This window comes from Actinomadura alba (assembly GCF_014323705.1).
GTDB classification, from domain to species: Bacteria; Actinomycetota; Actinomycetes; order Streptosporangiales; family Streptosporangiaceae; genus Actinomadura_C; species Actinomadura_C alba.
Map to the genome: position 1 here is coordinate 112,141 of NZ_JABVEC010000023.1, position 13,405 is coordinate 125,545.

Consider the following 13,405-nt stretch of genomic DNA (forward strand, 5'->3'; position numbering starts at 1 on the left):
GGTGAGCATCCCCACCTACGAAGGGCTCCTCGCAAGTGCCCGGTTCTTCGCCGACCGCGCCCTCCAGGGCTATACCAGTGGCGACCATCGCGCCGTCCTCATGGACGCGGGCACGTTGCTGGAGCATGTCTCCAAGGCGCTGTTGATCACCAAGAACCCGGCGTACCTGGTCGAGATGAAGTCCGGAGGCTTCGAGCACCTTCTGCATCTCACCGGCCAAGGTGGACGGGCAACTGCCGCTCTTCATGGCTTGATCCGGTGTCGCTCCATTCGGATCCGACGCGGGGGGCGTTGCAAGAACCGCAACCGCGGGCACGGCGTCCGCTGGAACGTCGCCGGCAAGCAGTTCTCCAAGTGGTTCGCCCAACACGCCCTCGCCGACAACCACCGATCGAAGCTCATGCAGGCCGCCCGCAAGGGCGAAGGCTTCGACACCGAAACCGGCCTACCCGAGTCGACCATGCGCGAGCAGCGATCGGTGACCTGGTTCGATCTCGCCTGCCGCTTCGTCGACCTGAAATGGCCCCACGCCGCAGCCAAGAGCCGAACCGGCATCGGAGACAAGGGCCTGACAGCCGCCGGCGCGTGGCGCCTGGGCTTCGCCTGCCAGTCACTCGGCCTTCGCGACGAGGCGGTCTCAGTCGTCATGGCGGCCGAGTCGGCGCTGACCGTGGATGACAGCCAGTTGGAGATGCGGGGAGCGCTGCATCTGAACGCGGCAATCGCCTGCGGCCTGAAAGAGGATCGCGTATCTGCGCGTGAGCACCTGGCGGCCGCGCGCGCCATCGGCGCCAGAGTCCAGGACGGTAATGCGCATCAGACGTTCTTCGGCTCGACCAACGTCCGCATCACCGAAGTCAGCGTTGCCGTCGAGCTGCACGACGGCATCAGCCCGGAAGACGTCCCCGCGGAACCGCCGGCCATCGACTCAGGTGAGCGACGAGCAAGGCATCTGATCGACCTGGCATACGGCCATGCCCAACGCGGAGCCGATGAGCCAGCCGTGGACCGGCTGTTGGAGGCTGATCAGATCGCTCATGAGGAAGTTCGGCTGAACCCGCGTGTCCGTACCTTCGTCGGGCAACTGCTGGAGCGCGAACGTCCCTCGTTCCGGTCGAAGATCCGGACCTTGGGCCAGCGGACAGGCGTCGCCGGGGCGTCATCATGAGCAAGGTCCTATACCTGATCGTCTGTGGTGCCGCCCCTGCCGCCTACGCAAACCGCTTCGTCAGCCTGGCGCGTGATGACGATTGGGACGTGTGGGTGATCACGACACCTGCCGCACGTGACTTCACCGACCTGACCGCACTCGAGAAGGCATCCGGACATCCCGTCCGCGACTCCTACAAGAGGCCAGGAGAGAACGACTTGGGCATGCCCAGGGCTGATGCAGTGGTCGTGGCGCCAGCGTCCATGAACACGATCGGCAAATGGGCCAACGGCATCTGCGACACCCTCGCCACGGGGATCCTGGGCGAGTCCCTCGGCTTCGGTGTCCCGCTGGTAGCCCTCCCGTTCGTCAGCGATGCTCAAGCAAAGAACGCAGCATATGTAAGGAACGCCCGATTCCTCCAAGATGGGGGAGTTGTGTTTCCGGTCGGCATCAAGCGACCTAGCCGTGTCCGTGACTTCCCGTGGAAGGCAGCGCTAGACGCTCTTCTCTAACCCGCAGAAATCCTGCGGGCTGATCTCCCATTCCGGATACACGCTGTCATACATGGCCGATGCAACTACGGGCACCAGCGACGAGCAGGACGCAGCCTCACATCTTAAGGCGCTAGCGAAGTTAATGGTGGAGCGTGGCTTCACGGCGCTGCTCGTCCAGGCGGAAGACAGCCCACCCCTTCTGAGGGTCACAAACCCCTCTGCCTCCGATCTTGCCGAGGATGTCCGGTGCAGCCTCGCTCTGGGCGAACTGTGCTTCATGTGGTCCTGGGAACGCCCTATCGCACCTGTTCGCCACGTAGAACCGGCAGCCGAACGGATCGCCTACGTACTCTCGCCTAAGAGCGTGCTGTGAAGACGACAGCCGAATACAAGCGCGAAGCGGCCGTGCTAGAGGTGAGATCGCCAGGCTGGATCGTGCTCTGGGGCGACTACACCCGAAAGTTCTGGGCCTTCGCCGGCTGGATCGCATCTGAAGCCATCGTGATCGCCGCAACCACGGTGCAGGAGATGGAACGCCGCATGCGCCTCATCGAAGCCCACTACCCGCAGCGTCCGACATGGACAGGACAGAGATGAACCGTGACGACATCCCACCACACGTTCGTGCAGCGCTCGTCACGCAGCTATTCGGTGACTGGCTCGATGCGATACCGACTGCCCGCGACGCCTGGACACTGAGCTGCGAAGAGATCGCCCGCAAGCAGGAGAACGCCGGCGAGATCAGCGACCGGATGGATTGGCTGTTGACGGAAACTTCCCAAAGCACTAAAACGGGTGGCGGCCGTTATCCCACCGCGGCGGAGTGACGCATGACTGAGGAGAGAAGTGATCTAGGTTGTGCCTACCTCGCGGCCGTGAACCCCGAGGACCTCGCACCGGCATGGCAGCAGATCGCCGCTCAGATCCGGACGGCAATTCTCACTGGCGAGATACGGGCAGGTGAAATGCTGCCGTCTCAACCACGACTAGCGGATCATTACGGCGTCGCACGCGAGACAATCAAGACTGCGCTGGCTTGCCTACGTAACGAAGGCTTAATCCGAAGCCGTAAAGGCAAGGGAACCTATGTGAGAGTCAGCAAGGGTCCCACGAAAGGAGAACATCAAATTCGGGTAGAGCTGCGGGAGCTCCACGATCGGATCTGCCGACTCAACCAGGAACTCGCTACCGTAGAGGCAGCGCTCGGCGGGCTGGTCGATAGCTGGTCTGCATACGAGGACCAGCGTGCTTAGCTAAGGATGGTCGCAGCCGTCTGCTAGTTGTCATTCTCATTGACCGTTTGCCAATAAATAGCTTCCATTTCGGATTCGACATTGGTTGGATCCGTGTGGCGAAGCTCGCTGTCTAGAGTCAAGTAGTATAGACTGATTCCTGATGGCAGTTGAGACCAAACTCCAGTTCGTTCGGCCATTTCAACATCGAAATCTAGGTCCGGTTCTTCTTCATAAAGCGAATCGGGCGCTTCCGTCGATGACTCTATCAAGGTATCGAAATCGTCAGCGTCGATGTCCTCGTATGGGGGCAGAGTGGGTGTTTTAAGCCATTTTATGGCAAACGGAATTATTGTGGACCGTCGATCGTGAAGCTCGGCTTCAAGCTCATGTACGTTGTTAAGTCCGATCTTGCGCAAATTACTTGCTTGCACTCCCGCGTATGAGCGTCCGATCTCCTGGCGTTGCGCTGAGCAGCCATCGATGATCGCTTGATCGATCTCATGCAGAATCTTGCTCTGCCGAATGAAGGCGTAAATAGAATCTTGGTTTATCTCTACATCGCCGCCGGCTGATATTGTTGCGCTGAGCTCGCTTGCGTTCTGCTCCAGCGACCTGCGGATCTCGGCAAACTCGTGATCTGCGATTTCAAGTAGTCCCGCTAGGCGGGAGAACCGGCGTTTGAAGTCACGGGGAATGGAAACTGGAGACTTGTATCCTATGTCGTGCTCAATTTCTGCCCATGCGTGCTGAAGTATGGACCGTATCTGTATCTCGAAGGCTATGTCCTTAAAACGCGAATACTCGATTAGCTCACAGCGACGTTCATCTAGACTGCCAATATAGTGCGTGGATAGGTATCCAAATCTGTCGGGATCAAGGATCGCTCTTTTGTCGATAGAGTTGCCGTAATCTATGGAGAACTCGGACTCAATCAAGCGAGCGACTTCGTCAACCTCATCCGAAAAGTACGTTATTATGCGAAGGCCGAGCAGATCGTGTAGGTCGTTGATGGATCGATACTTATGATTGGATTTTCGTGTCAGTTTCCCATGAGCGCTAGTTCTGCTCTTTACTCGATGCCCGACGCTATGTGCTCTCAATCCGCTGGTCTCGAGCAGTCGGCGAACTAGATTCTCTAGAATAGGGCCGAATGCATGCAGTTGAGCCGAGCGCACTTCGTAGGGGTCAATCTGGTCTGCCATGTCGACATGCTTCCTATCGGCGACGTTTACTTCGACGCGCTGGCGGGGGCAATTATTCAGGCTTCGATTGAAGAGTTCTTGAGTTTTAGCACCTCACGACGGAGGTTGTCAGCAAAACGCTGAGTGCGAACGGTATCCCGCGTAAGAATGCCGTTCTAGTGCTCCGCCTTAGCTGCGAGGTCTACTGCGGGTAGTAGAGTTTGAACCAGTTGCTCCGTTCAGCTGTGCTCCAACCTACGTTGAGGATTTTCTTGCACAAGCCGTCAATAATGCGGTCCATGTGTTCTCCCGACTCGGCGAAGTAGACAGGGATGATAACGGAAAGCGGAGATCATGGCATCCGAAACGGTTGGTTAGGTATAGCCGCGTTCGCTGGCGCTCGGGCGGGTTGTTCAGGCTCTTCCCGGTCGCCGCTGTTAGTAGATCTGGGTGCATCGTGGACCGTGGGCCTGTGTCCGCATGCGGATAGGAGATGTAGGAGCCAGGGCAAAATCTACAGGCAAGCGCAATGCGAGGACTCTGCCTCCGGCGGAGCTGAGATGCTTGCCTGACGTGCTTGTAAAGCTTGACTGCGGGCCGCTGTCTAGCTTCGGTCAGCGACATGGTGTGGAACTGAGGTGGAACGGATTGCGCGTTATCGCTAGTCCCGTTTCGCATAGTCGCAGGTCAAGTCCACATTCACCACCTGATCGAGTCTTCTCTGTAAAACCGTCGGCTCAGCCTACGTTGGTTCGAACCCAACACCCGCCACACCACGTGGAACGGCCCCCCTGACCTGGGGAAATCCGGTCAGGGGCTGTCTCGTTTCTTGATCTCCTATTCCCCGCAGCTCCCCGTGAATCGGTAGCTCATCTGGCACGGCTGTGGCACCGGAAGGCCGACCTGGGTCTGGAACTGGTCGAAACCGGCGAAGGTGCTGAACACGGCCGCCGTCGTCCTGTCGCTGGTGATCGGGCACGATACCGGCGTGATCTGGCCGTCGTACGTGGTCGTCTGTCTGGGGGCGGTCGTGGTCAAGGTGGTGTCGACCTACCGGCTGATCATGATCTTGCGCTGCCGCCCCGCCGCGCCGTCGGTATGACCCTGGAATTACCGGCCGCACATAGCCTCGGAGTCATGTGGCTCTGGCAGCTGGTCCTGGCCGTCGGGTTCGGCATCGGCTCGGCCGTCGTACCGGTGCTGAACGCCGAGGCGTACGTCCTCGGTGCGGGGGTGTCCGGCAAGTTGGACCCGGTGGTCGCGGCGCTCGGCGTCTCGTTGGGACAGACGATCGGCAAGCTGGCCATGTTCCTCGCCGTCCGGTACCGACCCGGGTACGCGGCCCGCACGACAAAAGAGCCGAAGCCGGCCAACCTGGACACCCGGTGGGGCCGCTTCGTCCATTGGAATCGCGAGGTCAGCAAGCGGCTGCTGGACACGATGAGCGACCGCCGGTGGGGAGTTCCCGTGACCCTGCTGAGCGCGTCGGTCGGGATTCCGCCGCTCTACGGGGTCGCCCTGATCGGCGGGACGAGCCGGATGGGCTGGCTCGCCTTCAGTCTCTCGGTTCTGGCCGGCCGGGCGGCTCGGTTCGTCCTGCTCGCGCTCGGCGTCGGCCTGTTCTGAACCGGAGCGCGGCGAGTTCGCCGCCGACGGTGAGAACGCCGTCCTGGATGGCGGTAGCGACTGGGTTCGAACCCCGGACCTGCCACCAGCAGGAGGATCGGCCTGACCAGTGGAAACGCGGTCAGGGTGTCGTTCATCCCGTCCAGGTCACGTCGGTCACTGTGACGGTCTCAGTGGCGTCGTCAAAGGCATAGGTCACGAGGCCGACGCCGCCGAAAACCGCGCGCCGGACCTGTGGGTCACTTGTCGGGAAAGTGCGCAGGGGATCAGCAAGCTGCTCTGACACGGTACTCATCGTGGCCACGAGTGCGTCCAACGCCTCTGTGGGGAACCCGTCAAGTTGTCCGAGAGCTCTCTTGCTGAGCCCTACGCGCTAGGTCACGGCCGGCGGGTGCGTGCGGCGATTGCTTCTTTGAAATCGTACCGTTCGCCTTCGCCGGCCTTGGCCTCGTCGAGTGCTTCGTAGTAGCCGGGCTGGTTGACGGCGATGACGACGAGGCTCCACCTGTGCAGCAACGCTTGGAGTTCCTTGTACCGCCATATCTCATGCGCGGCGGCCTCTGCCGCGGTCCGGTACTCGTGCAGGAACTGAGCATGTTCCCGCTCCGGCAAGCGAGCCAGGATCCGTTCCCCGGTCGTGGGGGTCGTCCTCATGGATCGGCTGCGCTGTCACAGTGGGCACTCCTCTCGGCCGAGCCTACGCCGCGGGGGTGCTGGTGGCCTGTAAACGGAGGGGTCCGGCTCGACGCTGCTGTAGGAGTTGGGTGACATGCAGCCGGATGCCACCTGGAGCCGCTGTTTGTCGCTTGTCGCGGGATGGAATCGCGGATGTTTCCGCAGGTCGCCCCCCCGAGACGGCGAAGGGCCCCGGGATGGAACCCGGAGCCCTCGCACCATGTTGCGGCGGATCATGCTGGCCTGCTCCTTGTGGCTGGCGTGGTCGGCGCCATCCAACGAGAAGTAGCGCAGGGCGGTGAACTGGGCCTCGATGCGGTTCAGCCACGAGGAGTTCGTCGGGGTGTAGGCGAGCTCGACGTTGTTGGCCATGGCCCAGTCGCCGCACTCTAATTCTTGAGGGCCAGTGTGGCGAGGTGGAACGCGATGGGGTTGACGGCGGTGTCCTGCACGTTGCTGAGCACGACTACCACGATGTCGTCATCGGGCAGGTACATGTTGCTCGCTGCGTAACCTTGGATGAGGCCTGGATGGTATCGGAGTCGGTGCCCGTTGAGCCGGTCGACGAGCCAGCCGAAGGCGTACGCGCTCGACGGCAAGTTGAGGCAGCCGTTGACGGGGCACTGTGCCTGCGGCGTGAACGCCTGCCTGACCGTCGAGGGTGGCGCGACCGTGAACGCGCCGAACGCCCGGTCCCAGCGGGCGATGTCATCGACGTTGGAGAACATGCCGGCCGCGGAGAACACCTGGGAGCCGTTGACGGGCGGGGCCGGTGACCCGAGAGAGAAGTTGCCCTTCGCGTATCCAGGGGGCGGATCTCCCCTGCTGTAGCCGGTGTGCTGGAGGTTCAGCGGGCCGGTGATCTCGTCGTGCAGCACCGTGCCGTACGGCTTGTGCGTCACCGACTGAATGATCGCCCCGGCCAGGAGGTAGCCGGAACTGCTGTACTTCCAGCTGGTGCCGGGCTCGAAGTCCAGAGGCTTGTTCACGAACCGCTGGATGAGCTGCGGGGTCGTGGTCGGTTTTGAGAGGTTGACGGAGAAGTCGGGAAACCCTTGGTAATCGGGGATGCCGGAGGTGTGCGTGAGGATCTGACGGATCGTGATGGGCTGCCACGCCTTCGGGCAGGTCTTGATGTAAACCGGGACGAGATGCGGGCATACCCGGTCGACCACGTCAAGCAGCCCACGGTCGCGCAGTTTCAGCACGAGCATCGAGGTGAACTCCTTGCTGACCGAGGCGACCCGGAAGACCGTGTCCGGCCGGATGGGGATGTGCTTCTCCGCGTCGGCCTCGCCGGCGGCGAAACGCACCAGCACCTGCCCGCGCCGCACCACCAGCGCCGCGCCGGTGAACTCCTTCTTGGCAGCCAGATCCCGCAGGTACGCCTGCATCGCCGCAGCGGTGTGATCACCCTCGGTACCGCCACCTCCACCGCCACCTCCACCGCCACCGCCACCTCCACCGCTACCTCCACCGCCGTCGGCGGCAGACGCGGAGGGGGTGGTGGGGGCGGTGGGATCGGGTTCAAGTTGCTGACGGTGGCGCGCGTTGCCGCTCAGTTGATCACTGTGGCGCCCGAGGAAACCATCGTTGGAAATACCTTTTTCAGCTATAGCCACTGTGGCACTGGCCGGGGCGGCAGGGACTACGGCGAGAGCGACACATCCGGCGAGAACCGAGCTGGACATGGTGATCGCCAAGCTCTTTGGAAATTTCATGGCGCGTACCGCCTTGACGAGAAATTTGAACAAAAGGACCCGGAATCGGACTTCTGTAAACAAGAACAACCACGTCTCACGGCAGCATGTCGTGCAATGAGCAATACGTTAGAGCTCGCTGCCCCTGACCTTATGCCGCATGATCCACTGACGTTCCCTCGAGCAACTCCGACGAAACTGCGGGATGTGAGACTTGCCATCGAGTCGACACTCTCGACGGGGGTACTTTAATCAGGTGCAGTTGTCGACAATATCGCATTGTTGCACTATTTTCGGAGGTGGTCTGACTCCGCACGAATGAGGCCATGGAACGAACCCAACACCCGCCACACCACATGGATCGGCCCCTGAACTGGGAAAACCGGGTGAGGGGCCGATCTTGTTGCGTCCGGCTGCAGCCGGCTTTGCCGGCATGACCAGCAGTCCCACTACGGAAGAGAACAGAGCTTCTGAACGCGACCGTCAAAATCCGCATTTGGCCATCTGATCCGTGGGCGTCGGTGGCGCAGGCGCGAAACGCCGCGACTGGGTGGATGGTGTCCGCTGATCGGGACTGCGTGGCGTTGGTTGTCGTCACGTAGCCCGCGCACACTCTTCGCTACCTGACGGCTGAGGTCGCGTTCGGGAGAAGGGCCGCCTCGTTGGGTGGCTCGGTGCCGCTCAAGTCGCTGGATGTCACTGGCCTCTACCGCCGCAGCGGCAGCGTCTACTCACTGCGTCCCCAGCGGGGAGGCGGTCTTGCCGTCGAGATGCATCAGTGCTCCTGGACGCCGAGAACGTCGGCGAGGGTGTAGCGCAGCGACCACTTCTCGGCAACGGCATGGTCGTAGGCCTCGAGTGTGTCGGCGGCGAACGTAGTGGCACCCCAGCGCAGCGGCCAGGAGTAGCGGGAGCCGACCGTCCAGGCCACCTTGGCGTCCACATCGGACTCCCGGCCGGCCGGCGCGATGACCAGGTCCTCGCGGTCGAAGGCCACTGCAAAGGTCCGCTCGTCGAGCGGGAAGGTCGGGTCAATGTGGTACCAGGCGCCGTAGTCCTTACCGTCGCGTTCGAGTGGCCTGTGACCGGTCGCGGCGGCGTGGAAGGCGACCTCGCCGACGGCCGTCCCGTCCGGGCGGGTGAAACGGACAGTCTCCGGTCCGATGAGGATGATGATGTCGCCTGCGCCCCACAGCACGCCGCAGGCGTCGTCGGGGGCGTCGAGCACGGCCAGCCGCTCTGGTTCGCCCGCCAGCGACCAGACCTCGGCCCCGTCGGCGGTGCGGACGACGCCTCGGGTCCCGTCGGGCGACCAAGCGAAGCTGAGGACGTCGGGTATCTTCGAGCCGCGAGAGCGTGGCCCGGCGTGCAGGCCGCGCCTTTGCTCCTCGCCCACGTCGACCAGGTGCACGGCCTCGCCGTAGGAGAGCGCCGCGACCCGTTCGCCGTCGGGCGACCAGACGAGGCCTTCGGCAGTGATCGCGTGCCGGGTGAGGACCTCGCCGGTCACTGCGTCGGCGATGAGGACGCCATCGCGTCCGGTGCAGGCGACGTACCGTCCGCATGGGCTGAACTCGACGGGGACTTCGGTGGCCCAGTGGTGGGCGCGACCGCCGTGCTTGAGAATCCAGGCGACGCGGCCCTCGGCGGTGTCGACGGCGAAGACGAAGTCGGCGCTCACGAAGCGCAGGAAGCGGCCGTCGGGTGACCAGCCGGGGCACCATTCGACGTAGAAGGTGGATTCGCTGTTGAAGCGCGGGCCGAGGGCCTCGGCGACATGCCCGGGGGCGTCTTCGGCGAGGGTGGTGAAGTCGCCGCCGTAGGGTCGCTTCGTCTTGCCGTAGCCGGGATCCCATGTCACGTCGCCGCGCTCGACGTTGGCGATCGCGCCCCACACGACGCCGTCGGTGCGGACGTTCACCCACACGCTGCGGCCGTCCGGGCTGAAACCGTACTGGGGCGGGCGGGAGGCGCCGTCGGTGAGGGCCGCGCTCGCGGTCGGGTAGGCGTAGTTGTCGAAGGGATCCCAGACGCCGATGACGTTGGTGTTGTACGCGGCGGCGAGGCGGGTCGAGTCGGCCGACCAGCGCAGGGCGCCCCGGTAGTCGTCCCAGCCGACGCCGCCGCTGATGGCGTTGGAGTTGCGCATTCCGTTGACCGACCGGCCAGTGGCGACTTCGAAGATCTGGAGGGTGCCGCCGTGGCGGTAGGACCTCTCCCAGGCGTTGGCAGGGGGAGCCCTCGCCGGGGATCTCGATCCCGCTGCCGACGGCGAGCCAGCGGCCGCAGGGACTCAGCGCGGTGGAACGGACGTCTCCGATGTGGACGTAGGGGTGGTGCAGGCGGGCGGCTTTTTCCGCGCCGGTGATCCGCGCGGTGGCGAGCCGGTGCGCTTCGGTGATCCCTAGCGCCGCCTCGAGCTCGGCGAGCCGCGTGCGCAACCCGGGCAGGTCGCGGTCGGGGGTGAACGCCGTCCAGTCGGCGGCCTCCAGGATCACGCGCAACTCGTCGGCGTTGGCCTCCGCGATTGCGGCGGGGTCGGCGAACACGGCCGGAGGCTCGGCGGGCCGGTGGTCGCGCAGCAGGTGGTGGAAGGCGGCCTCGGTCAGGACCGGGACACCGAGGACATTGCCGTAGTTGAGGCCGGAATCGCGGCTGCGGAAGACCAGGTCGACGTTCTGCGACGGGGTCTTCTGGACGGTGGCGCCCAGCTGTTCGGCGCGCGCCGTCGCCTCGTCCCGGGACAGGTCGTGGAATTTGCCACTGAATGCGATCTTCTTACTCGTGATGTCCATGGGCGGCGATTGTAGGGAGTGACTATGACAGCTGATATGGGGTTGGTCCTGTCAAGGGATGAGCTGATTCGGGCCCGATGCTGTGGGGGTGTAACGCCGTCGGCGTTGCCGAACTCTGCGAGCACCCGGGCGCCGGTGATGACGTCCATGCCGGGTGGAAAAGGTAGACCTCAGTGTCCCTGTTTTCAAGATTAGGCATGTGCAGCCGGATGCCACCCGGAGCCGCCGTTGTCGCTGATCGCGATCCCTTTGGGAGCACCTGACAAGTGAACAGCATCGGCTGTCTGAAAGGCCTGCGCGTCACCCGCGATTGTCATCCCGCGGAACGAGGTCCGGTTATCGTCGGTCGGATCAAGGATCCCCGGTGTTCGGGAGCGTGCGTCGCTTAGCGGGGCTGGGGTCGTAGTCCGTCGAGGATGATCTGGGCGATGTGTGCTGAGCGCTTGCGGCTGGTCTCTGCGCCGGCGTGGCGGATCGCGGCGAAGGCGCCGGCGACCAGTGCCATCACCTCGTCGACGGTGAGGTCGTCGCGCACGGTGCCGGCCGCGTGCGCGCGATCGAGCAGGTCTGCGACATGGCGGGTGAGATCTGCCGCGACATCCGGGGCGGCGGTGCGCAAGTCGAACTCGGCGGCCACCAGCGCGCTCTTCACCGCTACGTTCTCGGCGCCGTTGGCCATCATCCGGGACAGCAGCGTGAACAGGGCTGCTGGATCATCGGCGGCGGCGAGCACTTCTGCCTCCGCCACCAGCTGCTTCAGCTGATCGGTCGCGACGGCGAGATACAGCGCTTCCTTGGTAGGGAAGTGCCGGTGGACGGTGCCGGGACCAACGCCCGCGCGGCGGGCGATCTCATCGAGCGAGACGCCAAGGCCGTCCGTCGCGAACAGCTGCTGCGCGGTCCGCAGGACCCGCTCGCGGTTGCGGCGTGCGTCAGCGCGCAGCTCGCGGTCGCTGCGCTGAGCTGTCGGCGGCTTTGCCGGTGTGGGGGCAGGTGGCTGGCTGGACATGTCGGTCTCAGCATAACCGGGGCGCTGCTCCGTATAGTGTGAGCCGTAACCGGGGCGGCGCACCGGTTACGGGTGTGCGCCGCTCATCATGAACCCGGCCTACTAGCCACGAGGAGACCACGCCGATGACCACACGCGAGGACGCCGGCGCCCTGGTGCAGCGGATGCAGGAGTGCTTCAACAGCCGGCAATTCGACCAGGGCGACGACCTGCACACCCCCGGCTTCTTCAGCCATCCGCTCGGCACCACCGGATTCGAGGCAGGCAAGGAAGCCTGGCGCGCGCTTACTGCCCGGTTTCCCGGCATGCGCGTCGTCGCCCAGGACATCCTGGTTGACGGAGACAAGGCCGCCGTCCGCTCGACCGTCGAGGGGATCGCGACGCCGGACGGCGACGCGCAGCCCATGCTGTTCGAGATCTTCCGCATCGACGATGGCCGGTTCGCGGAGATGTGGGGGGCCAGCACGGGATTCCCGCCCTCAGCCAGCCCTGAGGATGTGCTCAACTATCCCTGAGATTTGCGCCGCCGGGTGCGCTGACCGGTCCGGCAGCCTGAGAAAGTGCATCCCTGACCTGGGACGATAAGGGTGTCGACGCCCTTACCAGGCCCAGGTCGAGGAGCACTTAACAGTGGACGCTACTGGCTGGTGAAAGATCTGAGCTAGCTTCCATCCGGCCGATCATGCGCCTGTCGAAGAATCTGTCGGCCTGTCTCCGAAGGGGCCGTGCCTCGTAGAGCACCGGCTTCACTTCGATCAACCGCACCGCGCTGTTGGCGAAGTCCCTGGGTTCGATATCGCGATGTCCCCGGAGTGTCGGGGCGGCGAATGCGGCGATCTGCACTGTTGAACGTGAGCGCGGCCTTGCCGTCAGTTCCTCTACTCTGACACTCGGCTGGGGATGATCAAGTGCTGACCGGGAGTGCTCGCGTGGGCGTTCGCTATTACTACTACCGCGCTGCGGACCGAGAGGCCGCAGTTGCCAGGCCGGAGTACCCACGTGCGGTCGCTGATCGCCGGGTGACGGTATTCGATGCCGTGGAGACCAAGTGGGACCACCGAGTGGTGCTCGGGTATCTCATCGCACTCATCCGAGGCGTCCCGTACAGACCGGTGGTGGAGAGCGTCTGCCTCTATCCGCCTCCGGATGGTGCTCCCCGGACCGAGGAGGAGTGGGCGGCGTTGCCGGATGACTCACCGTATCTAGGACCGGAGATCGACGAGTTGCCGGTGGCCGTGCGAGACGCACTCGCGGACGCAGACGACACGCGGTTGCCGGAGGTCGCCGGGCGATTGGCGGAGGAGTTCTGGGGCGCCGCTGAGCGGGAAGATGCCCAGATGCTGATCAAGGAGCTTGTCAGCCTTGCCCGTCGTACGAGAGAGAACGGTCAGATGCTGTACTGCTGGTGCGCCCCCGGCTGATATTGGTCAAGATGCTTCCGCGAGGGTCGGCGAAGATCGTGCCGGATGCGTGCCGGCTCTCGGCGTTCAGCGCGTGAAGCGCGAGGTCAGGTGAATTGGGCGGCGGGTCTGTAAAG

General features: G+C 63.7%; 18 protein-coding genes. 11 read left to right on the forward strand and 7 right to left on the reverse strand.

What is annotated here, in order from left to right:
* The first annotated feature begins 1 nt into the window (after position 1).
* Genes HKK74_RS26885 through HKK74_RS26910 form a run of 6 tightly spaced genes read left to right on the forward strand, consistent with a single transcriptional unit; the run spans position 2 to position 2,900 of the window.
* Positions 2-1,168, forward strand: a complete 1,167-nt coding sequence (locus tag HKK74_RS26885; RefSeq protein ID WP_187246136.1) for a hypothetical protein — start codon at positions 2-4, stop codon at positions 1,166-1,168.
* Positions 1,165-1,665 carry a flavoprotein gene (locus tag HKK74_RS26890; protein WP_187246137.1) on the forward strand — a complete coding sequence of 167 codons (501 nt, stop codon included), beginning with the start codon at positions 1,165-1,167 and terminating at the stop codon, positions 1,663-1,665. The genes HKK74_RS26885 and HKK74_RS26890 overlap by 4 nt, the downstream gene beginning before the upstream one ends.
* A 52-nt stretch (positions 1,666-1,717) precedes the next feature.
* The gene (locus tag HKK74_RS26895; protein WP_187246138.1) at positions 1,718-2,020 is read left to right on the forward strand and encodes a hypothetical protein; all 303 of its coding nucleotides are present in this window, start codon (positions 1,718-1,720) and stop codon (positions 2,018-2,020) included.
* Positions 2,017-2,244, forward strand: coding sequence for a hypothetical protein (locus tag HKK74_RS26900; protein WP_187246139.1), 228 nt, complete (start codon positions 2,017-2,019; stop codon positions 2,242-2,244). Before HKK74_RS26895 ends, HKK74_RS26900 begins: the two co-directional genes overlap by 4 nt.
* On the forward strand, positions 2,241-2,474 hold the full coding sequence (locus HKK74_RS26905) for a hypothetical protein (protein ID WP_187246140.1): 234 nt from the start codon (positions 2,241-2,243) through the stop codon (positions 2,472-2,474). Before HKK74_RS26900 ends, HKK74_RS26905 begins: the two co-directional genes overlap by 4 nt.
* 3 nt (positions 2,475-2,477) lie before the next feature.
* Positions 2,478-2,900, forward strand: a complete 423-nt coding sequence (locus HKK74_RS26910) for a winged helix-turn-helix domain-containing protein (protein ID WP_187246141.1) — start codon at positions 2,478-2,480, stop codon at positions 2,898-2,900.
* A 23-nt stretch (positions 2,901-2,923) separates the two neighbouring features.
* Here the strand turns inward: HKK74_RS26910 and HKK74_RS26915 are convergent, their stop codons facing one another.
* A complete protein-coding gene (locus HKK74_RS26915; RefSeq protein WP_187246142.1) occupies positions 2,924-4,084 on the reverse strand; it encodes a GTP pyrophosphokinase in 1,161 nt (386 codons plus the stop codon).
* Positions 4,085-4,997: 913 nt separating this feature from the next.
* On the opposite strand from HKK74_RS26915, the gene HKK74_RS26920 reads away from it, so the two are divergent.
* Complete coding sequence (locus HKK74_RS26920; RefSeq protein WP_187246143.1) at positions 4,998-5,165, forward strand: hypothetical protein; 168 nt, start codon at positions 4,998-5,000, stop codon at positions 5,163-5,165.
* Positions 5,166-5,200: 35 nt separating this feature from the next.
* A complete protein-coding gene (locus HKK74_RS26925) occupies positions 5,201-5,689 on the forward strand; it encodes a hypothetical protein (protein WP_187246144.1) in 489 nt (162 codons plus the stop codon).
* Positions 5,690-5,822: 133 nt separating this feature from the next.
* On the opposite strand, the gene HKK74_RS26930 is transcribed toward HKK74_RS26925, so the two are convergent.
* From HKK74_RS26930 to HKK74_RS26950, 5 genes are all read right to left on the reverse strand, one after another.
* On the reverse strand, positions 5,823-5,975 hold the full coding sequence (locus HKK74_RS26930; protein ID WP_187246145.1) for a hypothetical protein: 153 nt from the start codon (positions 5,973-5,975) through the stop codon (positions 5,823-5,825).
* A 92-nt stretch (positions 5,976-6,067) separates the two neighbouring features.
* Positions 6,068-6,343 carry a DUF6247 family protein gene (locus HKK74_RS26935; protein WP_187246146.1) on the reverse strand — a complete coding sequence of 92 codons (276 nt, stop codon included), beginning with the start codon at positions 6,341-6,343 and terminating at the stop codon, positions 6,068-6,070.
* A gap of 15 nt (positions 6,344-6,358) precedes the next feature.
* Complete coding sequence (locus HKK74_RS40235; protein ID WP_246492009.1) at positions 6,359-6,736, reverse strand: hypothetical protein; 378 nt, start codon at positions 6,734-6,736, stop codon at positions 6,359-6,361.
* Between the two features lie 17 nt (positions 6,737-6,753).
* Positions 6,754-7,758, reverse strand: a complete 1,005-nt coding sequence (locus tag HKK74_RS26945; RefSeq protein ID WP_187246147.1) for a serine hydrolase domain-containing protein — start codon at positions 7,756-7,758, stop codon at positions 6,754-6,756.
* A 1,081-nt stretch (positions 7,759-8,839) separates the two neighbouring features.
* Positions 8,840-10,213, reverse strand: coding sequence for a WD40 repeat domain-containing protein (locus HKK74_RS26950; RefSeq protein ID WP_187246148.1), 1,374 nt, complete (start codon positions 10,211-10,213; stop codon positions 8,840-8,842).
* Positions 10,214-10,634: 421 nt separating this feature from the next.
* Here HKK74_RS26950 and HKK74_RS26955 point away from each other — a divergent pair, with 421 nt between their 5' ends.
* Positions 10,635-10,874, forward strand: coding sequence for a hypothetical protein (locus HKK74_RS26955; protein ID WP_187246149.1), 240 nt, complete (start codon positions 10,635-10,637; stop codon positions 10,872-10,874).
* Between the two features lie 370 nt (positions 10,875-11,244).
* On the opposite strand, the gene HKK74_RS26960 is transcribed toward HKK74_RS26955, so the two are convergent.
* A complete protein-coding gene (locus HKK74_RS26960; protein WP_187246150.1) occupies positions 11,245-11,868 on the reverse strand; it encodes a TetR/AcrR family transcriptional regulator in 624 nt (207 codons plus the stop codon).
* A 125-nt stretch (positions 11,869-11,993) separates the two neighbouring features.
* On the opposite strand from HKK74_RS26960, the gene HKK74_RS26965 reads away from it, so the two are divergent.
* A complete protein-coding gene (locus tag HKK74_RS26965) occupies positions 11,994-12,383 on the forward strand; it encodes an ester cyclase (RefSeq protein ID WP_187246151.1) in 390 nt (129 codons plus the stop codon).
* Between the two features lie 414 nt (positions 12,384-12,797).
* Positions 12,798-13,289: a hypothetical protein gene (locus HKK74_RS26970; protein WP_222722763.1), complete on the forward strand. Its 492-nt coding sequence runs from the start codon at positions 12,798-12,800 to the stop codon at positions 13,287-13,289.
* The last annotated feature ends 116 nt before the right edge of the window (positions 13,290-13,405 follow it).